Origin of the sequence: Mesorhizobium sp. M0030, assembly GCF_040323695.1 — a bacterium.
Taxonomy (GTDB): Bacteria; Pseudomonadota; Alphaproteobacteria; order Rhizobiales; family Rhizobiaceae; genus Mesorhizobium.
The window spans coordinates 202,555-223,688 of sequence record NZ_JAMYVE010000004.1 but is presented as its reverse complement, the minus strand read 5'-3'; the positions used below and the strand labels follow the sequence as shown (position 1 = coordinate 223,688).

Annotated in this window: 25 protein-coding genes; 8 read left to right on the top strand and 17 right to left on the bottom strand. The window is 62.6% G+C overall.

What is annotated here, in order from left to right; translation table 11 throughout:
• Positions 1–10 precede the first annotated feature (10 nt).
• Positions 11–1,255, bottom strand: a complete 1,245-nt coding sequence (locus NKJ80_RS11170) for an MFS transporter (protein WP_352497570.1) — start codon at positions 1,253–1,255, stop codon at positions 11–13.
• A 203-nt stretch (positions 1,256–1,458) separates the two neighbouring features.
• On the opposite strand from NKJ80_RS11170, the gene NKJ80_RS11165 reads away from it, so the two are divergent.
• Entirely contained in the window at positions 1,459–2,331 is an 873-nt protein-coding gene (locus NKJ80_RS11165; protein ID WP_023711149.1) for an AraC family transcriptional regulator, read from the top strand.
• A gap of 36 nt (positions 2,332–2,367) precedes the next feature.
• Here the strand turns inward: NKJ80_RS11165 and NKJ80_RS11160 are convergent, their stop codons facing one another.
• From NKJ80_RS11160 to NKJ80_RS11120, 9 genes are all read right to left on the bottom strand, one after another.
• Positions 2,368–3,339, bottom strand: coding sequence for a Bug family tripartite tricarboxylate transporter substrate binding protein (locus NKJ80_RS11160; protein ID WP_023691573.1), 972 nt, complete (start codon positions 3,337–3,339; stop codon positions 2,368–2,370).
• 146 nt (positions 3,340–3,485) lie between these two features.
• Positions 3,486–4,001 carry a hypothetical protein gene (locus NKJ80_RS11155; RefSeq protein WP_352497569.1) on the bottom strand — a complete coding sequence of 172 codons (516 nt, stop codon included), beginning with the start codon at positions 3,999–4,001 and terminating at the stop codon, positions 3,486–3,488.
• 93 nt (positions 4,002–4,094) lie between these two features.
• Positions 4,095–5,030 carry a ribose-phosphate pyrophosphokinase gene (locus tag NKJ80_RS11150; RefSeq protein WP_023686119.1) on the bottom strand — a complete coding sequence of 312 codons (936 nt, stop codon included), beginning with the start codon at positions 5,028–5,030 and terminating at the stop codon, positions 4,095–4,097.
• A 141-nt stretch (positions 5,031–5,171) separates the two neighbouring features.
• Positions 5,172–5,759 (bottom strand): hypothetical protein, encoded by a 588-nt coding sequence (locus NKJ80_RS11145; RefSeq protein WP_023737819.1) that lies wholly within the window; start codon positions 5,757–5,759, stop codon positions 5,172–5,174.
• Between the two features lie 55 nt (positions 5,760–5,814).
• Positions 5,815–6,966 (bottom strand): M24 family metallopeptidase, encoded by a 1,152-nt coding sequence (locus NKJ80_RS11140; protein WP_023833514.1) that lies wholly within the window; start codon positions 6,964–6,966, stop codon positions 5,815–5,817.
• Complete coding sequence (pgeF, locus tag NKJ80_RS11135; protein WP_023711150.1) at positions 6,966–7,760, bottom strand: peptidoglycan editing factor PgeF; 795 nt, start codon at positions 7,758–7,760, stop codon at positions 6,966–6,968. Before pgeF ends, NKJ80_RS11140 begins: the two co-directional genes overlap by 1 nt.
• 151 nt (positions 7,761–7,911) lie before the next feature.
• On the bottom strand, positions 7,912–8,976 hold the full coding sequence (locus NKJ80_RS11130) for a class I SAM-dependent methyltransferase (RefSeq protein WP_352497568.1): 1,065 nt from the start codon (positions 8,974–8,976) through the stop codon (positions 7,912–7,914).
• Complete coding sequence (gene lgt, locus NKJ80_RS11125) at positions 8,973–9,857, bottom strand: prolipoprotein diacylglyceryl transferase (protein ID WP_352497567.1); 885 nt, start codon at positions 9,855–9,857, stop codon at positions 8,973–8,975. Before lgt ends, NKJ80_RS11130 begins: the two co-directional genes overlap by 4 nt.
• A gap of 103 nt (positions 9,858–9,960) precedes the next feature.
• On the bottom strand, positions 9,961–10,200 hold the full coding sequence (locus tag NKJ80_RS11120; RefSeq protein ID WP_023683720.1) for a BrnA antitoxin family protein: 240 nt from the start codon (positions 10,198–10,200) through the stop codon (positions 9,961–9,963).
• A gap of 400 nt (positions 10,201–10,600) precedes the next feature.
• Here NKJ80_RS11120 and NKJ80_RS11115 point away from each other — a divergent pair, with 400 nt between their 5' ends.
• The 3 genes from NKJ80_RS11115 (at position 10,601) to NKJ80_RS11105 (ending at position 12,084) form a co-directional block, all read left to right on the top strand.
• Positions 10,601–10,903, top strand: a complete 303-nt coding sequence (locus NKJ80_RS11115) for an accessory factor UbiK family protein (protein ID WP_023672029.1) — start codon at positions 10,601–10,603, stop codon at positions 10,901–10,903.
• A gap of 314 nt (positions 10,904–11,217) precedes the next feature.
• Entirely contained in the window at positions 11,218–11,718 is a 501-nt protein-coding gene (locus tag NKJ80_RS11110; RefSeq protein WP_006202532.1) for a type III secretion system chaperone family protein, read from the top strand.
• Between the two features lie 6 nt (positions 11,719–11,724).
• On the top strand, positions 11,725–12,084 hold the full coding sequence (locus NKJ80_RS11105; RefSeq protein ID WP_023672028.1) for a tRNA-binding protein: 360 nt from the start codon (positions 11,725–11,727) through the stop codon (positions 12,082–12,084).
• Between the two features lie 10 nt (positions 12,085–12,094).
• Here the strand turns inward: NKJ80_RS11105 and NKJ80_RS11100 are convergent, their stop codons facing one another.
• From NKJ80_RS11100 to NKJ80_RS11085, 4 genes are all read right to left on the bottom strand, one after another.
• Complete coding sequence (locus tag NKJ80_RS11100) at positions 12,095–13,117, bottom strand: glycosyltransferase family 4 protein (protein WP_023737822.1); 1,023 nt, start codon at positions 13,115–13,117, stop codon at positions 12,095–12,097.
• Between the two features lie 222 nt (positions 13,118–13,339).
• The gene (locus NKJ80_RS11095) at positions 13,340–14,755 is read right to left on the bottom strand and encodes an ATP-binding protein (RefSeq protein WP_023672026.1); all 1,416 of its coding nucleotides are present in this window, start codon (positions 14,753–14,755) and stop codon (positions 13,340–13,342) included.
• Positions 14,756–14,844: 89 nt separating this feature from the next.
• Complete coding sequence (locus NKJ80_RS11090; RefSeq protein ID WP_023672025.1) at positions 14,845–15,564, bottom strand: response regulator; 720 nt, start codon at positions 15,562–15,564, stop codon at positions 14,845–14,847.
• On the bottom strand, positions 15,551–16,084 hold the full coding sequence (locus NKJ80_RS11085; RefSeq protein WP_023683723.1) for a MarR family winged helix-turn-helix transcriptional regulator: 534 nt from the start codon (positions 16,082–16,084) through the stop codon (positions 15,551–15,553). Before NKJ80_RS11085 ends, NKJ80_RS11090 begins: the two co-directional genes overlap by 14 nt.
• Positions 16,085–16,328: 244 nt before the next feature.
• Here NKJ80_RS11085 and NKJ80_RS11080 point away from each other — a divergent pair, with 244 nt between their 5' ends.
• From NKJ80_RS11080 to NKJ80_RS11070, 3 genes are all read left to right on the top strand, one after another.
• Positions 16,329–17,222, top strand: a complete 894-nt coding sequence (locus tag NKJ80_RS11080; protein ID WP_023672023.1) for a branched-chain amino acid aminotransferase — start codon at positions 16,329–16,331, stop codon at positions 17,220–17,222.
• 145 nt (positions 17,223–17,367) lie between these two features.
• Positions 17,368–17,682, top strand: coding sequence for a hypothetical protein (locus NKJ80_RS11075; protein WP_023672022.1), 315 nt, complete (start codon positions 17,368–17,370; stop codon positions 17,680–17,682).
• A gap of 230 nt (positions 17,683–17,912) precedes the next feature.
• Positions 17,913–18,551, top strand: coding sequence for an MBL fold metallo-hydrolase (locus NKJ80_RS11070; RefSeq protein ID WP_023695789.1), 639 nt, complete (start codon positions 17,913–17,915; stop codon positions 18,549–18,551).
• A 66-nt stretch (positions 18,552–18,617) separates the two neighbouring features.
• Here the strand turns inward: NKJ80_RS11070 and NKJ80_RS11065 are convergent, their stop codons facing one another.
• The 3 genes from NKJ80_RS11065 to NKJ80_RS11055 form a co-directional block, all read right to left on the bottom strand.
• On the bottom strand, positions 18,618–19,043 hold the full coding sequence (locus NKJ80_RS11065; RefSeq protein WP_023737823.1) for a BA14K family protein: 426 nt from the start codon (positions 19,041–19,043) through the stop codon (positions 18,618–18,620).
• Between the two features lie 192 nt (positions 19,044–19,235).
• Positions 19,236–19,448 carry a cold-shock protein gene (locus NKJ80_RS11060; protein ID WP_023672019.1) on the bottom strand — a complete coding sequence of 71 codons (213 nt, stop codon included), beginning with the start codon at positions 19,446–19,448 and terminating at the stop codon, positions 19,236–19,238.
• 351 nt (positions 19,449–19,799) lie between these two features.
• Positions 19,800–20,012, bottom strand: a complete 213-nt coding sequence (locus tag NKJ80_RS11055; RefSeq protein WP_006202520.1) for a cold-shock protein — start codon at positions 20,010–20,012, stop codon at positions 19,800–19,802.
• 484 nt (positions 20,013–20,496) lie between these two features.
• Between NKJ80_RS11055 and NKJ80_RS11050 the strand changes: the two genes are divergently transcribed.
• A complete protein-coding gene (locus NKJ80_RS11050) occupies positions 20,497–20,910 on the top strand; it encodes a Kazal-type serine protease inhibitor domain-containing protein (RefSeq protein ID WP_352497566.1) in 414 nt (137 codons plus the stop codon).
• Positions 20,911–21,134: the final 224 nt, after the last annotated feature.

Below are 21,134 nucleotides of genomic sequence, written 5' to 3'. Positions count from 1 at the left end.
TCGACCGGTTTTATCTGGCCGCCGCTTGCGCCTTCCTGGCTTCCTTCATGTTGGGCAGGAACACCGTCAGCAGGCCGAGCAGCGGCAGATACGAGCAGATCTGGAAGACGAAATCGATGCCCTTCATGTCGGCGACGACGCCGAGCACGGCGGCTGCAATGCCGCCCATGCCGAAGGCGAAGCCGAAGAAGATCCCGGCGATGGTGCCGACACGTCCCGGCACCAACTCCTGCGCAAACACGACGATGTTGGAGAAGGCCGAGGACAGGATCAGGCCGATCAGCACCGTCAGCACCATCGTCCATTCGAAATTGGCGTAGGGCAGCGCCAGCGTGAACGGCAGCACGCCGACGATCGAGAACCAGATCATCGCCTTCTGGCCGTAGCGGTCGCCGAACGGTCCGCCGAGCAGGATGCCCAGCGCCGAGGCGCCGAGGAACAGGAACAGCATGACCTGGCTCATCTGCACCGACACGCCGAACTTATGGATGGAATAAAAGGTGTAGTAGCTGGAGAGCGAGGCGATGTAGGCGTTCTTGGTCAGCACCATCAGCGTCAGCACCGCCAGCGCTCCCATCACCTTCTTGCGCGGGAAGGGGGAGACGAAGCTTGCCGCCTTGCGATTGCCCTGCGCGGCGCGCATCCGGCTGTACCAGCCGCCGACCCGCGACAAAACGATGATGCCGATCAGAGACCCGACGGCGAACCATGAAATGCTGGTCTGGCCGAAGGGCACAACGATGAAGGCAGCGAGCAGCGGCCCCATCGACTGGCCGAAATTGCCGCCGACCTGGAACAAAGATTGCGCCAGGCCAAAGCGGCCGCCGGAGGCAAAGCGGGCAATGCGCGAGGATTCCGGATGGAAGATCGCCGAGCCGATTCCGATCAGCGAGGCGCCGACCAGAAGCAGCGCATAGTGGCCGGCATAGGCCAGAACGATCAGGCCAATCAGCGAGGACGCCATGCCGTAGGGCAGCGAATAGGGCATTGGCCGCTTGTCGGTGATCATGCCGATGACCGGCTGCAGCAGCGACGCCGTGACCTGGAAGGTGAAGGTCAGAAGACCGATCTGCCAGAAATCGAGACCGTAATTCTCTTTCAGCAGCGGATAGATCGCCGGCAGCAGCGATTGCATGATGTCGTTGATGCCGTGGCAAAAGCTCACCGCCAGAATGACGGTGAAGGCGGTCGCCTGGGCTGAAGGGAGGCTGGCGCTTGGCTGCGGTGCAATGCTGGTGGCTGTCGTATCGGTCAAGGCAGGCTCCGAGGTCTTTTTGGCGGGTGTTTGCCCGCGGGCAGGCTTGGCGGCCGCTCCCGCGGACCGCCTTAAGGACGCTCGTCTGAAGCGCTTGGGCGACGCCCCTGCGGAGCGCCTTGGGGATGGCTGCCTTATAAGCCGCTTGCGAGGCGACTTCTTTCGTGGTTTGGTCCAATAGTTTCGCAAGTGGGCCATAGCCGATGCCACATGGCAGGGACATCTTCCGCGCCGGCAATGCCGATCTCGGCCGATTGCACGAAAGCCGCTGGCAGTGGCTGGAGGAGGTTTCCGGGCCGGCGGTGGCTTTGCCGACCGAATATCCGGACGGTTACCTCGTGCCGCAACACCGCCACAGCCGCAGCCAACTGCTGCATGCGCTGGTCGGTGTCGTGCTGGTGACGACCAGGTACGGGCGCTGGATGGTGCCGCCCGACCACGCAATGTGGATACCGGCCGGCACCGAGCATTCTGTCGAAATGCTGGGCGACGTCTCGATGCGCTCGGTCTATGTCATGCCGGGCGCTATCCCCGGCCTGCCGGAAGGCTTGCGTGTCGTCGGCGTCACCGAGCTGATGCACAGCCTGATCGTAGAATCGGAAAAGCTGCCGCAAGGTGGCGAACTGGAAGGCCGCGGCGGGTTGATCATGAACCTCTTGCTGCACGAGATCCCGACCTTGCCGGAACGGCCGCTCGGCCTGCCGTTCCCGTCTGATCCCAGGCTGGCGGCGCTCTGCCGACGCTTCGTGGCGGCACCGTCGCCGCATGCCACGATCGACGAGTGGGCCGATGCCGCGGGGATGAGCCGGCGCTCCTTCACCCGCGCCTTCCAGCGCCAGACCGGACTGTCCTTGTCGACTTGGCGCCAGCAGGCCTGCCTGTTTGCGGCACTTCCCAGGCTCGCCGATGGCGAGCCGATCACCAGGGTGGCGCTCGACCTCGGTTATGACAGCGTGCCGGCATTCATAACCATGTTCAAGCGCATGCTCGGGGCCTCGCCGCGCGGCTATATGCGCGGCGCCCGCGACGAAGGCATGCGGCGGGCTCAGCCTCGACTTGAGGCCCCGGCGCCGTAGCGCCAGGAAAAAGCCCGCAGCACTTTGTCGTAGGCCCTAGTCCAGCTGAACGCCGCTGGCCTTGACGATCGGTTCCCATTTGGCGAGTTCGGCCTTCACATGCGCTCCAAGCTCTTCCGGGGTGGAGGCCACTATCGAGGCGCTGAACTGGGCCATGCGGGCGATCACATCAGGGTCTTTCAGGGCTTCAACTGCCGCCTTCTGAAGAACGGCGACGACCTCCGGCGGCGTGCCTGCGGGCGCGAACAGAGCGTTCCAGCTGTAGGTTTCATAGCCGGGAATGGTTTCGGCAATGGCCGGTATGTCGGGGAAGGAGGGAACGCGCTCCTTGGTGGTGACGCCAAGCGCTCTCAGCGTCCCGCTCTTGATATGGCCCGATGAAGAGGGGAGGTTGTCGAACATCATCGGCACCTGATTGCCGATAACGTCGTTCAAGGCCGGTCCGGCGCCCTTGTAGGGAATGTGCTGCATACTGACGCCGGCCATCGTCTTGAAAAGCTCGCCGGAGAGATGCAGCGGGGTGCCATTGCCTGATGAGGCGTAGGCATATTTGTCCGGGTCCTTCTTCAGCATCTCGATCAGTTCCTTGACGTCCTTGGCGGGGAATTCAGGGTTTACGACCAGGACGTTTGGCACCAGCACGAGCAACGATATCGGCGCAAAATCCTTCTCCGCGTCGTAGGGCTTTGTCTTCAGGATCAGCGGGTTGAGCGCGTGGGTTGCGACCGTGCCCATCAGGATCGTGTAGCCGTCCGGTTCGGCTCGGGCGACCTGGGCAGCGCCGATGCTGCCCCCGGCGCCGCCGACATTTTCGACGACAATCTGCTGGCCCAGCTTTTCGGACATCTTGTTGGCGACCAGGCGCGCGACCAGATCCGTCGAGCCACCGGCGGAAAAGGGGACAACCATGGTGATGGTCCGGTCCGGAAAATCGGCGGCCCAAGCCGCCGGTGCTGAAAGGGTGGCTGCGATGGAAACCGCGAGCCCGAGCAAAGTCCTACGCCGCATCTGCTACTCCTCCGTTGATTGGAGGGGCAGTATGGCCATGGTGAACTCCTCGCACAATGCAACCATGGACTGACTGCCCGCCTCAGGAGATCGGGCTTGACACCGATGCTTCGGTTGGCGTGCGCGAGAACGCCTCACCCCTCAGTTCAATCAGCCTTGGTCCAGCTGAAAACAAGCCATTTGTATCGTGACGTCTCTTCAGGCTCGGCCGTGTAGGTCATCTGCATGTCGCCGCCCTCGGCGTAGATGTCGAGCCTGGGCGCCGTGTCCAGTTCGAGCCACAGGGAATCGTTCTTGAACGACCATGTCCCGCACCAGACGCAAGGCCCCGATGCCGGGTCACCCGGTTGGTGAAAATTGTAGCGGCCGTCCGCCGTGATCTCCAGATAGTCGAAGGCGCCATAAAAGGCGGTCACAGTCTGCTGAAATTCGGTCGCAGACGCTTCCTGGTCGGGCTTCGCCGCCTCTTTCAGATCACGCGGTGGCCGGATTGCGGACCCTGCGATGCTCCATTTGCCGATGAAATCCTTTTCGGTGGGAAGATATTCCGTTTGCGCCTGCGCGGTCGAAACCGGAGCGATTGTCGGCGCATAGGCCGCGCTGGCGATGCCGATTGCGAGAAGCATTCCTGCGATGCCTGCAGCCTTGATTCGATTGCGCATCAGATGCGCTCCTTTCACGACGGTTTGGGGCAGATTCCAAAAACGAGATTACCCCCGAGCTAGGCCCGTGGGCACGCTTTTGGGCAACATGGATTAATCGAACAGGCTCGACACGGACTCTTCGGTCGCTGTGCGCGAAATCGCCTCGCCCATCAGGTCGGCGATGGAGATGACGCGGATATTCGGGGCGTCGAGCACGCCTTGCGTCGGCTGGATGGAATCGGTGATCACCAGTTCCTGCAGCTTCGAGCCGCTGATCCGGGCGACCGCACCGCCCGACAGCACGCCGTGGGTGATATAGGCGGTGACGCTGGTAGCCCCGTTGGCGAGCAGCGCATCGGCGGCGTTGCACAGCGTGCCGCCGGAATCGACGATGTCGTCGATCAGCAGGCAATCCTTGCCGGCGACCGCGCCGATGATGTTCATCACTTCGGATTCACCGGGACGTTCGCGGCGCTTGTCGACGATGGCCAGTTGTGCGTCGAAGCGTTTGGCGAGCGCGCGGGCGCGCACCACGCCGCCAATATCGGGCGAGACGACGACGACATTGGCAAGCTGTTTGTATTTTGCCTTCACGTCGCGGGCCATCACCGGCACCGAGAACAGATTGTCGGTCGGAATGTCGAAAAAACCCTGGATCTGGCCGGCATGGAGGTCGAGCGTCAAAACGCGGTCGACGCCAGCGCGGGTGATCATGTTGGCGACCAGCTTGGCCGAGATCGGTGTGCGGCCCGAGGCCCGGCGATCCTGCCTGGCGTAACCGAAATAGGGGATGACCGCGGTGATGCGCTTGGCCGAGGAGCGCATGAAGGCATCGATCATGATGAGCAGTTCCATCAGATGATCGTTGGTCGGGAACGAGGTCGACTGCAGGATGAAGACATCCTCGCCGCGCACGTTTTCCTGGATTTCGACGAAGATTTCCTGATCGGCGAAGCGTCTGACGCTGGCCTTGCCCAGCGGGACATTGAGATAGCGGGCGACCGCTTCGGCCAGCACCCGGTTGGAATTGCCCGCGAAAAGCTTCATGCACCGTTCCTGGCGAAGGATGGGGAGGTCCTCTTAATCGGGCTTGTAGCGAGCCGTGCCGGTATTGCAAGCCTCGTTGACGGGAATCCGCCGGCTAATCTCAAAAACGTCAACAGTGAACGGAAGCCGGTAACAGGGGGATCAGCCGGCGCTGCCGCCGAGCCAGGCCGCGAACTGGTCGATCGTCTGGTCGGCGATCGCCTGCATGGTAGCGGGTGCAACCGCGGGCCAGCCTTCGGCGGCATTGACCGAGGGCGCCTTCTGCTGGCCATTGATGCGGTGTAGCCGGTTGCCGGCGGGGTCATAGACGTCCCAGACATAGATAACGGTGGTGTCCTTGCCTTCCGTCATCGTCGAGAAGTAGCCCTTCAGCACATGGGTGGCGGCCTGGTCGGCGCTGCCGGCAAGGGTGATGCCGCGCTGCTTGGCGCGTGTCTGCAGTTCGGCCGTCAGCGGCGTTGCCGCTTCCACCGAGGCGCCGACGATCGGCGCGATCTGCAGCCGGGTCTTCGACAAAGCGGCGGCGCTCTGCGCGGGGTTGGCGGGTGTCGTGGCGCCGACGGCCGGCGCTGGTGTGGCGGCGGGCGCAATGCCCGGGGCAGCCAAGGGCTGAGCCGAGGCTGCCGGCGGCGTGATGGCGGACGGCTCAAGGACGTCCTTGGCGTTGGTGCAAGCGGCCAGCACAAGCGCTGCGAGCAATGACACGGTCGTCACATGCGATCGTCTCATCTGCCCGAAAACTCCTTAGTCGCGAACGCCCCCGCGTGGACCAACCATTATGGATTCACTGTACGATCAAGTCGAGATCATGGCGTGAAAGCGGCTTCGGCTGGGATTCGGTGGTCAGGTAGGTGCGGCCAAGCGTCATCGCCGTCTCGGTTTCGGAGTCCATGATGATCATGTGCGCGAACAATGTCATGTTGGGCGCGATCGGCTCGGGATTGCCCTGGTAGAACATCGGCATATCCATCCAGGACGGGGTGAAGCGGGCGCCGACGGAATAGCCGCAGGCGTTCAACCGATGCTTGGTCAGGCTGTGCGCCTCCAGCGTGCGGGCATGCGCGTCGAAGACGTCGCCGAAGGTGTTGCCGGGCGTCATCGCCTTCTCGACCGCCAGAAGAGCCGCGCGGGCGGCGTCGAACAGCTCCTGATGGCGCTTCGACGCCTTGCCGGTCAGCACGGTGCGCATCATCGGCGCGTGATAGTGATGGAACACGCCGGCCCATTCGAGCGTCAGCTGATCGTTCTTGGTCAGCTTGCGGCGCCCGGCCTTGTAGCGGCAGAGCAGCGCGTCGATGCCCGAGCCGATGATGAATTCATTGGCCGGATAGTCGCCGCCGCCGGCAAACACCGCGCCTTGCATGGCGGCAAGGATCAGCGCTTCGTCGCCGCCCTGCTTGATCAGCGGCAGGGCCGCGTCGAGCGCGTCGTCGGAAAGGTTGGCCGCCTTTTCGGCCTTGGCGATTTCAGCCGGGCTCTTGAACAGGCGCAGACGGCCGACAATACCGGAGGCGTCGGCGATCTGGCCGAAGGTCTGCAGCTGCTCGTCGACGCGGCGGCCATTGAAGGCGGTCAGGCCATGGGTGTCGTATTCGACGCCGATGCGGGCGCCAAGGAGATTGAGGTCGTTGAGCAGGTTGCGCAGGTCGATCGCCGGGTTGGCGCCGTCGCGGTCGGTCCACAGCACGATGTTGCCGATGATCGAGGTGTGGCGCGCCTGGCGCAAATCGGCCGAGCGGGTGAGCAGCACCATCGAGCCGTCAGCCTTCACAACCAGGCACTGGAAGAAACAGAAGCCGAACGTGTCGTAGCCGGTTAGCCAGTACATGCTCTCCTGGGCGAAAAGCAGTACAGCATCGAGCTTCTTTTCCGTCATCTCGATCATCAACCGGTCACGCCGGGCGTCAAATTCCGACCGTTCGAAATGCAGCGCCATTATCCGTTCTCCAAAACAATTGCCGAAACCTGCCGACCGTAGTCCGGTTCCTTGCGATGCGTCGCGCGCCGGTAGGAAAAGAAGAGATCCTCCTCGGCATAGGTGCAGCGGCCAAGCCCCTCGGCGGTCACGCCAGCCTTCTTCAGCCGGTCGACCGTATAGAGGTTGAGATCGAACATTGCATGCGCCGGATTGGCCGAAGGCGCGAAATAGCCGATGTTTTCGGCATCGGCTTCGACGAAACGGGAGACGAATTCCGGCCCGACCTCGTAATTGTCGGGGCCGATCGAAGGACCGAGAACCGCAATGATGCGCTCACGGCGGGCGCCGAGGCTTTCCATCGCGGCAATGGTGTTTTCAAGCACACCGGTGAAAGCGCCCTTCCAGCCGGCGTGTGCAGCGCCAATGATGCGCGCTTGAGCATCGGCGAACAGCACCGGGCCGCAATCGGCCGTCGAGGCGCCGATGGCGATGCCCGGCCGTTCGGTGACGATGGCGTCGGCCTTGGGCCGCGGGCCGGGAAAGGGTTCCCTGGCAATAACGACATCGGGCGAGTGGACCTGATGCGCGGTCAGGAGATGGCTGGCCGGCACACCCATCCAGGCAGCGACGCGGCGGCGGTTCTCGGCGACCAGCATCTGATCGTCATCCGAGCCGGTGCCGATGTTAAGTCCCTGATAGATGCCGCCGGAGACGCCGCCGATACGGGTGAAATAGCCATGGCGGATACCTCGCGGCTTGGCCGCTTCCAGCAGCGGCGAGCGAACAGGATCCGGTTTGGTCTGATTCAGCATGGATGGGTTTGTTGTCCGTGCCAGCGTTTTCGTCAAGGCGAAGTTCGGCCGAGTGATTGCGACAGTGCTGCCGCGTCGACTTTGCATTGGCCAAAAGCAAGCATGCGACCACAAGCGACATGGCGGGACGGCTTGTAACGATCTCTGAGGGTCAGACTGGCTGATGCGGCAGGATTTTCAGGACTTTGAACAGCGTGCCCATGCCGTCGGGGCCGGCCAGGCGCTCGACAGCATCGGCAATGGTTTGTCGTGCCTCTTGGCTTGCCTGGCTGCCCAACTGGCCAGCTCGCTCAAGCAATCCCATGCCAAGCAGAAAGTCGCCCTGCGTCGCCAATTCCACATCGAGGCCATGTGCCCGCACGACGGCGGCCAGTGCCGCGAAGTCGACATGGGCGGTGAGATCGGCTTCGCCGGGATTGGCCAGCACATCTTCTGGGGCGTGTCTGCGCACGGCCTGCAATGTGTCGCCGAAACCGGGCTGGAGATGGCCGTAATCAGGGAACAGCCCGGCGCCGCCGTGGTCGGCTATGCGTTCGACAATGGTCGCCATCAGTGCCGCGCGGGCCGGTGCTATTTCGAAAATAGAGCCTTGTGGCGCCTCGGCGGCGTCGTCCGGCAGCAGCGTCGCCTCGACCGAGCCGGCGCCGGCGAAGAAGCTCAACTCATCTGCGTCGTCGAGGCCGATCATCCGTTCGCGCCAGCCGGCGCCGGCGCGGATGAACTGGCGGATCGGCACGGCGTCGAACAGTTCGTTGCCGACGATCAGCAACGGCGCCTGCGGTAGCGTGGCGATGGTTTCGTGCCAGCCGAGCTCAACCGAACTTTCGGCAAGCGTCTGCTTCTGGATTTCGGTCAGCCGCGGACTGGTCTCGACCAGGGCGAAGGAGGCTCCGGCGGCGATAGCCGGATCGAGCCGCGTCAGGGTGCGAAGCATGTCCTTCATCAGCGTGCCGCGGCCAGGCCCGATCTCCGCGATGGCGACCGGCAGGGGTCGGCCGATCGCCAGCCAGGCCTGATAGAGCCAGACGGCGACGAGTTCGCCGAACATCTGGCTGATCTCGGGTGCGGTGACGAAGTCGCCGGCGGCGCCGAACGGCTCGCGCGTGGTGTAGTAGCCGTCGCTGGGATCGAACAGGCAGAGCGCCATGTACTCGTTGACGGGGAGGGGGCCGAGCGCGCCGATCAAGTCGACGATGCGGGTCTTCAGCCGTGTCATGCCGGCTGTGGTTGCGGCGCCGGTTTGGCTGTGGCCATCGCCCAGATGCCGGCCAGCACCATCGGCAGCGACAGCACCATGCCCATGGTGAGCCAGCCGCCGAGGAGGTAGCCGAGCTGCTGGTCGGGCTCGCGGAAGAACTCGACGAAGATGCGTGACAGGCCGTAGCCGCAAATGAAGGCGCCGCCGACAAAGCGCGACGTCTTCAGCTTCAGCCGCGAATGGGTGAGGAAGCGCAGGACCAGGAACAGCACCGCGCCCTCGAGCAGCGCTTCGTAGAGCTGGCTCGGATGGCGAGGCTCCAGGCCCGCGACACAACCCGCCACGGTCTGCTGGAGACGCTCGTTGCAGAAGACGACGCCCCACGGCACGTCGGTCACGCGACCCCAGAGTTCGGCATTGACGAAGTTCGCGATGCGGACGAGGCCGAGCCCGACCGGCACGCCGGCTGCCACCACGTCGAACAGCGTCCAGGTGCGGATGCCGCGCTTGAGTGAAAACAGCGTGATGGCGAGGATGACCCCAAGCAGGCCGCCATGGAACGACATGCCGCCCTGCCAGACGGCGAAGATGTCGAGCGGGTGGTCGATATAGCGCTTTAAATCGTAGAACAGCACATAGCCGGTGCGGCCGCCAAGCACGACGCCGACGGCAGCCCAGACGATGAAATCGTCGAGGTCGATCGGCTTCATCGGCAGGACGCCATCAGGCCACAGCCTTGTGTTGGTGACGAGCCGCTTGGCGTACCACCAGGCGAACAGGATGCCGACGATATAGCCGATGCCGTACCAGTGCACCGCCAGCGGGCCGATCTGAACCAGGATCGGGTCGATGTTGGGGAAGGACAGCGACGCCATCGGCAGCGGGAAATAGTCGTTCAACAGGATCTCCTGGGAGGGCTCGCGTTAGGGCGCGGACCATGCGGCAGGGTTTTGGCGGGGTCAAGGCAAGGTGACGACAGCCTGATCGTCAGAGATAATGGGCTCAACCCTGCGGCTTGCCGGCGACCAATTGCCTGAGCGCATCGTTGATCCTGTCTTGCCAGCCGGGGCCATCTTCCTGGAAATGGTCGAGCACGGCGCGATCGATCCTGATCGAGACAAGCTCGCGAACGTTTGGTGCGGCGGAGGGTTCGCGAATGGGAGGCGCGGGTTTCTTGACTGGCTTGAAGGCCGCTTCAGCGGCTTCCATCGGATTGGTCGGTCGGCGCGGGGGCGTTGCCATTGGTTGATCCTGAATGCGAGTGACTTCTTGCCTGGAGCAAGTCGTGAGGAAAACACTAGGCCGCTGGTCTGTGAAGACCAGTAACTTCACTTGGTTCTCTCTGCCATTGCCCTGTGTTTGGCTTCAAGCCTGTCCAGCACCTCGTCGCCAGGCTAGACCCGGCCCGCACTGGCATCCGAAATGCCTTTTGCGAGTGCTGCATCGAGTGCTGCAAAGCGCTTCTCCAAGTCCGCACTGTCCGTCACGGCAACCGTCGTTCCAAGAATCCATTTGCGATAATAGCAATCTGTCGGCCGGACCGTGAGCCAAATCGCGTCCGACATGAAGCCGCACCAGCTTCAACGTTCTTGCATTCCGCAGGCAGTGCCACTACGTCAATTCGAGCAAGCGAGGATTTGCCATGTCAACCGGACCGAACCGCATTCTCGATGAATTCGCCAAGCTGATGACCGATGCCGCGGGTGCCGCACAAGGCGTGCGCCGCGAGGTGGAGACTGCCTTCAAGGGGCAGGCCGAGCGCATCCTCAACACCATGGATGTGGTGCAGCGCGAGGAGTTCGAGGCTGCCCGCGACATGGCTGCAAAGGCCCGCGAAGAAAACACCAGGCTGGCCGCCCGCATCGATGCGCTCGAGGCCAGGCTTGCCGAATTGACCGGACAGGCCGCACCTGTGGCTGCGGCAAAGCCCAAAGCAAAAAAATAAAATTTGAACTTTTCCACAAAGCACAATCCGAAAAAATGCTTTGCCGTGAATCGTTTACCGGCAATGCATGAATCTTTGTGACAGCGCCTTTCCACATGCTGATGACGCAGTGCGAAAAATTAGGCTGTTCACGCGACTCCCGATCAATAGACTGAATTTGTTGCATGATTCGGAGCAGGGTCATGCGGCCGGGCGGTGGGGTCCGGTCCGGGTCTTTGTGTCGTGAAGTCCTGGCCGTCCGAGTTCAAGACAAGATTGTTCGTCGTGTGTGCCCCGCGGAGCGTGTGGCGCTCCCCTGAACACAGGAAGCATCCATGGAACTTCTCGAACTCGAATTCTCCCGCGAAATCCATCCGGTGGATGTCATCGAGCAGGTCGCCCATAACAATGACTGGTCCTTCGAACGGGCCGGCGATGACGAAATCTCGATCTCGGTTGCCGGCAGCTGGACCGATTATCACGTCTCCTTCTCGTGGATGGAGGACTTCGAGGCGCTGCATCTGGCCTGTGCTTTCGACATCAAGGTGCCGGAAGCCCGCGCGCTGGAAGTGATGCGGCTTTTGTCGCTGATCAACGAGCAGATGCTGTTTGGCCATTTCGATCTCTGGGAGCAGGAGGGCGCGATCATGTTTCGCCAGTCACTGCTGCTCGCCGGCGGGGTCGAACCGTCGAGCCAGCAGGTCGAGGTGCTTTTGTCGTCGGCGCTTGAAGCCTGCGAGTGCTATTTCCAGGCCTTCCAGTTCGTTGTCTGGTCGGGAACCTCGGCCAAGGATGCGCTGGCCGGCGTCCTGTTCGAGACCTATGGCAACGCTTGAGCTTCCATGAGTTCGAGCAGCGCGCGCAAGCCCGAGATCAGCTTTGCCGATTTTGATCGTGTTGACATCCGTGCCGGCACGATCGTCGAGGCCGAGCCTTTCCCCGAGGCGCGCAAACCCGCGTTCAAGCTGAAGATCGATTTCGGCCCTGAGATCGGCGTGAAGAAATCCTCGGCACAGATCACGAAATACTATGCGCCGGAAACGCTGGTGGGACGGCAGGTGTTTGCGGTGGTGAATTTCCCGCCGCGCCAGATCGGTCCGTTCATGTCGGAAGTGCTCACGCTCGGCTTCCCTGATGAGGAAGGCGCCGTGGTCCTTGGCGCCATCGAGCGCAAGGTGCCGGACGGCGGCAGGTTGTTTTAGGAAGATTGCGTCAGGCGGCCAGCTTGCGCCTTGTGCTCAGCGCCTCTTCGACCGTGTCCATGAACATTTCGGCGCAGGCTTTCCAACTGTAGCGCATGGCGCGTTCGCGCGCCTCGGCGCGGTCGACATTGAGCGCGGCGAGCGAGGCCTCGCGCAGATCGGTCGACACCGAGCCGCCGATGCCGTCGCCGACAATGTCGATCGGTCCGGTGACCGGATAGGCGGCCACCGGCGTGCCGCTGGCCAGCGCCTCGATGATGACGTTGCCGAACGTGTCGGTGCGGCTGGGGAAGACGAAAACATCAGCCGAGGCGTAGATCTCGGCCAGCTCATCGTTCGGGCGATGGCCGAGGAAATGCGCCTGCGGGTACTTCGCCCTGAGCCTGGCCAGTTCCGGTCCTTCGCCGACGATCACCTTGCTGCCGGGCAGGTCGAGATCGAGGAAGGCGCTCAGGTTCTTCTCGATGGCGACGCGGCCGACGCACAGGAATACCGGGCCAGGGAAGCCGAGGTCCTTCTTCTTGTCGGGGCGGAAGTGATCGGTGTCGACGCCCCGCGTCCACGGCCTGAGCTTGGTGAAGCCTCGCGACGCAAGGTCCTCCGCCAGCGACTGGGTGGCGACCAGCGTGCCTTGTCCCGAATTGTGGAAATCACGCAGCCAGCGATAGGCCCAGCTCTCCGGCACCGGCAGGCGGGCGCTGAGATATTCGGGAAAGCGGGTGTGATAGCTGGTGGTAAAGGGACGGCCAGCATTGCGGCAATAGCGCCGCGCCATGATGCCGAGCGGGCCTTCGGTGACGATATGGATATGGTCGGCCTTGCGAGCCTCGATCAGCCGCGCGACATGACCGGGCGTGGTCAGCGCCAGCCTGATGTCGGGGTAGGTCGGCAACGGCAAGGTGCGAAAGATATTCGGGGTCAGGAAGTCGACCGCAACGTCGAAGGTTTTCAGCGTTTCGGTGAGCCGCTCCAGCGTGTGGACGACGCCGTTGACTTGCGGCCGCCAGGCGTCGGTGACCATCAGGATGCGCATGGCGGTCCTTTGCTCGGGTCGACGGTTGCCTTGATGCGATAGCGGTACGGGCCGGCTGCCCTCGCTTCGCTCCACCGCACCCGGGCATGCACGAGGTCGAAGTAAGGCGGCTGAGCCGAATCAACTGAGGTCGCGCGCTTCATGCGCGCTCTTGACCATGGTTTCATGACGGGCGGATGAAGGTGGTTTTTGGCCGAGCCCGCCTTCCAGATCATGCTTTGGTCAGGCGGGCACCTTGATCACCGCCCGCAGGCCGCCGAGCGGGCTGTCTTCCAGCATGATGTCGCCGCCATGGCTGCGGGCAATATCGCGGGCGATAGAGAGACCAAGGCCGGTGCCGCTGGCGTCGAGGTTGCGCGCCTCGTCGAGCCGCACGAACGGTTTGAACACGTCCTCGCGCTTTTCCGGCGGGATGCCCGGACCGTCATCGTCGATGGTGACGACGAGTGAGCCGCGGCCGTGATCGGCGCTGATCTCCACCGTCTTGGCATAGCGCAAGGCATTGCCGGCGACATTGGACAACAGCCGGGCGAAAGCGTGCGGGCGCACATGCACGTCCGGATCACCGGCAAGCACGGTCGATAGCTTGCGCTTGTGCAGCGACGCCTCCTCGCCGAGCTTTTGGAAATAGGCCTCGAGATCGAAATGGCCGGCATCTTCCGACGCTTCGCCGCGGGCAAAGGCGATATAGCCTTCCAGCATCGACTGCATGTCGTCGATGTCCTGGTTGAGCGCGGCCTTGGTCTCGGGCTTGCCGCCAGCCAGCGCCAGCTGCAGCTTGAAGCGGGTGAGGATGGTTCTGAGATCGTGGCTGACGCCGGTCAGCATGGCGGTGCGCTGTTCCAGCTGGCGTTCGATGCGCTCGCGCATCTGGATGAAGGCAAAGCCGGCCCGTCGAACCTCCTCGGCGCCGCGTGGGCGGAAATCGCGCGGCATCGGCCGGCCCTTGCCGAAGCTTTCGGCGGCCTCGGCCAGAGACAGGATCGGCCGGATCTGGTTGCGAAGGAAGGGGATGGCAATCGTCAGCAGCACCAGTGACGTCCCGACCATCCAGATCAGGAAGATGTGGGTGTTGGAGGCATAGGCCTGGCTGCGGCGCACGAAGACGCGCAGCACCTTGCCCTCGAGCTGGATGCGGACCTCGACGATGTTGGAATTGCCGACCGTGTCGATCCAGAACGGGCGGTTGATCTGGCGGGTGATCTCGGTGGAAAGGACGTCGTCAAGGATCGAGAAGAAGGGCTTGGGTCCAGGCGCCGGCAACGGGTCGGGCGGCAAGAGGTCGACCTTCAACTGCATGCGGTCTTGGGCGATGCGGATGATGTTGGCGTAGTCGCCATCATGCGGATAGGTCTCGATCATGTCGATGATCGCGGCGATGTCGCGCACGGTGGCCTGCGACAGGCGCTGCGTCACGGTTGCCCAGTGGCGTTCCATGAAGTCGAAGGCGACGACCGACTGCAGAAGGATCATCGGCGCGATGACGATGATCAGCGAGCGGGCATAAAGCCGCTTGGGCATATAGAACGCAACCAGCCGCCAGAACCGCTTCCAGGCACGCGGCATTGCTTTCAGCGCGCGTGATACGCGCGCGCCAAAGCCGCCCTGTTCCGGCCGTTCCAGTTGCGTGGTCGCCATTTGTCCTTTCGCTGGGTCAATGGCCGCTGGTCGATGGCCGCTGGTCGATGGCCACACATCTATGGCCAAGGGCGGCCGTCAGCGGCATTCTATTCCACGCTGAGCCGATACCCAATACCGCGCACCGTCTGCAGCCAGACCGGATTGGACGGATCGCGCTCGATCTTGCGGCGCAGGCGGTTGATCTGGACGTCGATGGTGCGCTCGCCGACTTCCGAATCGTCGCCGACAAGCTCGTGACGCGGGATCGTTTCGCCGGCCCGCGCGGCAAAGATCGCCAGGATCTCCTGCTCGCGGTCGGTCAGCTTCAGCGCCTCGCCGCCCCGCTTCAGCTCGCGCCTGGCGATCTGGAAGGTGTAGGGGCCGAAGACCAGCTGCTCGACCTTGGGCGTCGTCGCCGGGCCGCCGCGGCGCAGAATGTTATTGATGCGCAGGATCAGTTCGCGCGGGTCGAAGGGCTTGGGCAGATAGTCGTCGGCGCCGGCCTCGAGCCCGGTGATGCGGCTGTCGGTTTCCGATAGCGCGGTGAGCATCAGGATCGGTACGTTCTTCTCCGCCCGCAGCGCCTTGGTGAGGTCGACGCCGGTCTCTCCGGGCATCATGACGTCGAGGACAAGGAGGTCGAAGTCGAGTCCTGCAAGCTTTCGCCTGGCCTCGCCGGCATTTCCGGCGACTGTGACGCGAAAACCATTTTCGGTCAGATACTGCTTGAGCAAATTGCGAATGCGGGTGTCGTCGTCGACCACAAGCAGATGCGGCGCGTCATCGTCCGGCGCCGTCGGCTGGTCCACCCTCTCAATGGTCTCCATGGCTTTTCCCTGACATGTTTGCAGGCACAATGTCGATCTGCGCCCTTAGTTCCGGATTGACCATGGCTTCCAGGAATCGTTCGATCAAGGGACGCTCGCTGGCTCCGGAATCTTCCAATGCAGCACGGATGCGGCGTGACTGTGGCCGCGCCAGGGCCAGCGCCAGGGCGCGCCCCTTGGCTGTCGGATAGAGCTCCCGCTGGCGGCGGTCGCGCGGACCCTGCAATTGCACGATATGGTCGGTGTCGATCAACTGCTTGAGCACCCGCGCCAGGCTCTGCTTGGTGATCTTGAGCACGTCGAGCAGTTCAGCGACCGTCAGTCCCGGCCGGCGGTTGACGAAATGCAGCACCCGGTGATGGGCGCGGCCAAAGCCGTAATCGGCCAGGATCTGGTCCGGATCGGAAGTGAAATCGCGATACGCAAAGAAGAACAGTTCGATGATGGCGAAGTCGATGCCGTCCTCGTCTGTGATCGGCGTCTTGATCGGTTTTCCGGCAGCTGGGCTTCGATCCGTCATCATTTCTCCGTCCATAGAGGGAAATTATGTCAGTACTATTGACGTAATTTCCCCGCAATGGTGGTTTTTGACAAGCTTTTCGGCTGAATGCGAACGAAAAGGCAAGGGAGTGCGGTTTTTCCGGAACTTCCTGAGTTTGCCAGAGTTCGATTCTCCGCTTACGCTTCAAGGGCCGCCCGACGCGGCTGTCGCGCAACAAGAACAACACTAATGATGTGCGGGTCGCCGCCCGCGGGAGGTTTCCATGGCATCCGTTCCCTTCGACCAACTGGACGGCTTCATCTGGATCAACGGCGAGTTCGTCAAATGGGCCGATGCCAAGATCCACGTGCTGACCCACGGCCTGCACTATGCCAGCGCCGTCTTCGAGGGCGAGCGCGCCTATGGCGGCGCCATCTTCAAGCTCAACGAGCACACCGAGCGTCTGCATGAATCGGCGCGCCTGCTCGGCTTCAATATTCCCTATTCCGTGGCCGAGCTCAATGACGCCTCGACCACGCTTCTGAAGAAGCAGGGTTTCCAGGACGCCTATGTCAGGCCGATCGCCTGGCGCGGCAGCGAACAGATGGGGGTGTCGGCGCAGAACAGCCGCATCAACTGCGCCATCGCCATCTGGCAATGGCCGAGCTATTTCGACCCGGCGCAGAAGCTCAAGGGCATCCGTCTCGATCTGGCGGAATGGCGCCGGCCCGATCCGCGCACCGCGCCGTCGAAGTCGAAAGCCGCCGGCCTCTACATGATCTGCACCATGTCCAAGCATGCCGCCGAGGCCAAGGGCTATGCCGATGCCATGATGCTCGACTGGCGCGGCCAGGTCGCCGAAGCAACGGGCGCCAACATCTTCTTCGTCAAGGATGGCAAGATCCACACGCCGAAGCCCGATTGCTTCCTCGACGGCATCACCCGCCGCACCGTCATCGGCCTCGCCAAGGACCGCGGCCTTGAAGTCGTCGAGCGCGCCATCATGCCTGAGGAACTCGAAGGCTTCGAACAGTGCTTCCTCACCGGAACGGCAGCGGAAGTGACGCCGGTCTCCGAGATCGGTCCGTACCGATTCGAGGTCGGCGAGATCGCCAAGACTTTGATGAACGACTATTCTGCTGCGGTGCAACCTAAGCATGCGATAGCCGCAGAATAACGAAAGTCACAGCTTTTTTCGCAAGCAGGGGCGGTTTTGAGGCCGGCCCCTTTATTTCAGCATCTGTGCATTTGACTTTCGTACAATTCAGCGTCTCATGATGGTGTCGGCCCGGGAGGCTGGCAGCTATGGAGGGACTAGGTACATGGATACGAATACGCTCATTGCGCTCGTTGTACAGGTAATTGCAGGTGTTGTCGGTGGTCAGGCGGTCGGCGTTGCGCTGAAGAATGCGGCGATGGGCCAGTTGACCAAAATCCTCGGCGGCGCGGTTGGCGGCGTTGGCGGGGCGGCGATCCTCGGCAGCCTGCTCGGCGGCACGGCCGACCCGGCAGCGGCTGCAACGGCAGCGGGCGGATTGGGCGATACGCTGAACCTCAAAAACCTGCTCGGCGGCGCCGGCGGCGGCGCCATCCTGACCGGCATCATCGGTGCGGTCATGGGCGCGATGAAGAAGTAAGCCTCTAGATCATTCACCGTTTCACGGCGAATGATCTAGTTTGTTGTTTTACCCAATTCCGGACGGAAAACCGCTTTACACTTTTCCTGGAATTGCTCGAGACTCAGGCTTCGTCAAATGGGCGGCCGTTGGGCCGCCCATTTCTGTTTTGGGACGGACTGTTTGCCTTTCAGCAGTGGACGGCCTTCGCCCGCGCCTCTACATCACGCTGGAACAGCGAAAGGACAATCATGGGTCAGCTCAATGCCGGCATCGTGCCGGTCACGCCTTTCCAGCAGAACTGCACCATCCTGTTCGACATGGATGACAAGCATGGCGTCGTCGTCGATCCGGGCGGCGACATCGACAAGGTGCTGGCGGTGCTGAAGGACAATGCGATCACCGCCGCTGCGATCTGGATCACCCATGGCCACATCGATCACGCCGGCGGCGCCATGGAGCTGAAGGAAGCACTCGGCATCGAGATCATCGGCCCGCACGAAGCCGACAAGCTATTGCTCGACAATCTCGAGAACCAGGGCCAGCGCTACGGCATTGCCGGGGCGCGCAACTGCGTGCCCGACCGGTTTCTCGCAGAGGGCGAGACGGTTTCGTTCGGCTCACATATGTTCGAGGTGCTGCACTGCCCCGGCCATGCGCCCGGCCATGTCGTATACTACAATCGCGCGGCGAAGTTCGCTCATGTCGGCGACGTGCTGTTTCGCGGCTCGGTCGGGCGCACCGACCTGCCGGGCGGCGACCATGCGGCGCTGATCGCCTCGATTAAGAACAAGCTTTTGCCGCTCGGTGACGAGATCGGCTTCATCTGCGGCCACGGCCCGGGTGGCCGCTTTGGCGAGGAGAGGCGGACCAATCCCTTCCTGACTTAGCGATGTCTTTCTGCCAAAAAAAAAGCGCTGGCCTTGCGGTCAGCGCTTTTTGTGGGACAGGGAAGCTCAATTCGCGACGCAGAAATGCTGCTCACCGTCATTGCCGGTGAACGTGCCGCTGCGGGCATTGAAGCTCCGGTAGCGGTCCGAGCAGTATTCGTACCAGTCGCGGGTCCACGGCTCGGCATAGCGGTCGGCATAGACGACCCGCGGTTCGGCATAGTAACGGCGCACCGGCGCCGGCCGCACTTCGCGGTAGTCGTAATCGTCATCATAGCTGCTGTAGCGCGGCTGCGGGTTGCTCAGCGCACCGGCGATCAGAGCGCCGGCCGCAAGGCCGACGACACCGGCCGCAAGCGCGTCGCCATTATGATGACGACCATGGCCATGATGCCAGTGGTTCCAGTCCTTGGCATTGGCGGCAGGCAAGGTGGCGAGGGTGGTCGCGGCGAGAGCGGCGCCCAGGATGGCGGTCTTGAAAATGCGATTCATTTTGGTCTCCTTCGTGCCGGCCCGGATAGTTTTCGGGGATGAGGTCCAGCCTAGGGGACGATTAATAGAAGACCGTGGCTGAACGGGGGCTGAACGGAATTGGCTGATACGATCCAGTTCTTGCGGCAAAACCAAGCGCGTACGCAAGGCGCTCCGCCTCGTCAATCTCCGTCCGGACTGTCTTGAGCCGGCTTAGCCGACCGACAGGTTGACGGCCTTTGGACCCTTGCCGCGCTTGTCCGGCTCGGTGTCGAATGTCACTTTTTGTCCATCCTCCAGACCGGAAAGACCCGAAGCCTGCACGGCCGAAATATGAACGAAGACATCCTTCTGCCCGTCGTCGGGCGTAATGAAGCCGAAGCCTTTGGCATGATTGAAGAATTTGACGGTGCCGGTCTGCGGCATGGGAAGCTCCCTTTGATCCCATAAAGTCCAGTTTCGGGCCGGCAAATGCCCGAAGGGAAATTTGTCCTTTATTTTAGCGCTATCGGCAAGAGAAAGTTTTGGCGACGGCGGCAACGCTGAAGGCTGCTCAAATAGATCGTGGCACCGAAGGCAATTCGCGCCAGACGATTGCTCCGGCGATCAGCCACGGCATTGACCGATAAAGCGTCCTTTGCCTCCGGCGACGGCGTCATGAAAAAGGCGCAACGGGAAACGTCGCGCCTTCGAAACTCTGGACGGCTGACAAAGCCGGTTCAAACACGCTTTAGGTGCTTTTTCGAGCGCCCTGACGGGCGCGCGGGCACCGCCGGTTCAGGCCGCGCGGAGGTTGACCGCCTTCGGACCCTTGCCCATGCGGTCGGGTTCAACGTCGAAGGTGACCTTCTGGCCGTCGACGAGGGTACGCAGGCCCGAGGCCTCGATCGCGGAAATGTGGACGAACACATCCTTGGCGCCGCCGTCGGGCGTGATGAAGCCGAAGCCTTTGGTCGCGTTGAAGAATTTAACGGTGCCGGTCTGGGCCATTGGGGAAACTCCTTCACCCGTGTCAGTCTTATGGTTTGCCCGCCGCCTGGCATCGTGGGCAAGTCCCGGTGGTTGCTTCGGCAGTCCTGCATTTGCGCATGGTAAAACCCCCCGCCGAAAATGGGGCCGTCAGAGATTCACAGTATCGGGGAAAGGTCGTCCAAAACGTTCCGCTCTCCGGGTCGCAAATGCCCGAACACAAAATTTATCGCACGGAAACGTGATCGTTGCAAGATAGCGCCGCGGGCCGCGTCCATCGACGCATCCCAACGAAGGCGCTTCGATAAACCTGGGTTCTTAAGAGTTCATCAGCCAGAGCCCGGCCACGCATGGTCCAGCGGTTTGGTCCAGGGCCAAAGCAATGCGCGGGCCGGGCATCGCATGGCTCCCGCGCCGCAAACGGGGGTTGCATTTGGCAAGGGAATGGCGAGGATCGACAGGCGCGTTTTGCGCCGGGGACGGGGGTCTCGAGGGAGGCATATTCATGAGATTTCTTGCGACGATCTTCTCGCGCCAGGGTTTTACTATTCTCTTCCTGTCGGGTCTTCTTGCGGCCTGCACCGTCGTCGTTGATGACGGGCCGGGACCACGTCCGCGCCCGCCACGGCCGGAACCGGAATTCTGCACCAGGCAATACGAGCCGGTCTGCGCGCGGCGCGGCGGTGACCGCCAGACCTTCGGCAATGCCTGCCTTGCCGAACGGGAAGGCTACCGCATCGTTCGCGACGGCCCTTGCCGCGACGGCGGCGGTGGTGGCGGTGGTGGCGAAGAGCCGACATTCTGCACGCGCGAATACGCCCCGGTCTGCGCCCGCCGCCATGGCGAGCTGCGCACCTTTCCCAACGCCTGCGAGGCCCGTGCCGCCGACTACCGCGTCGTCGAGGACGGCCCCTGCTGATTTTTCCTTCTCCCCTGTCGGGTGAGTCCGCCGGAGGCGAATTCACCGTCCCACTGACACGATAAAAAAGGCGGCGAATGCCGGGACCCTGCGAAGCAGCGGGGACCGGGCGGGTGGACCGGACCACCCTTGGTCCTTCGCAGGCTCAGGGCGTTCGAAACTCGAAAAGCCAACAATTGGCTTTTCGTCTGCTGCGCGGACCGCTTCTCACCCCCAAGGGAGAA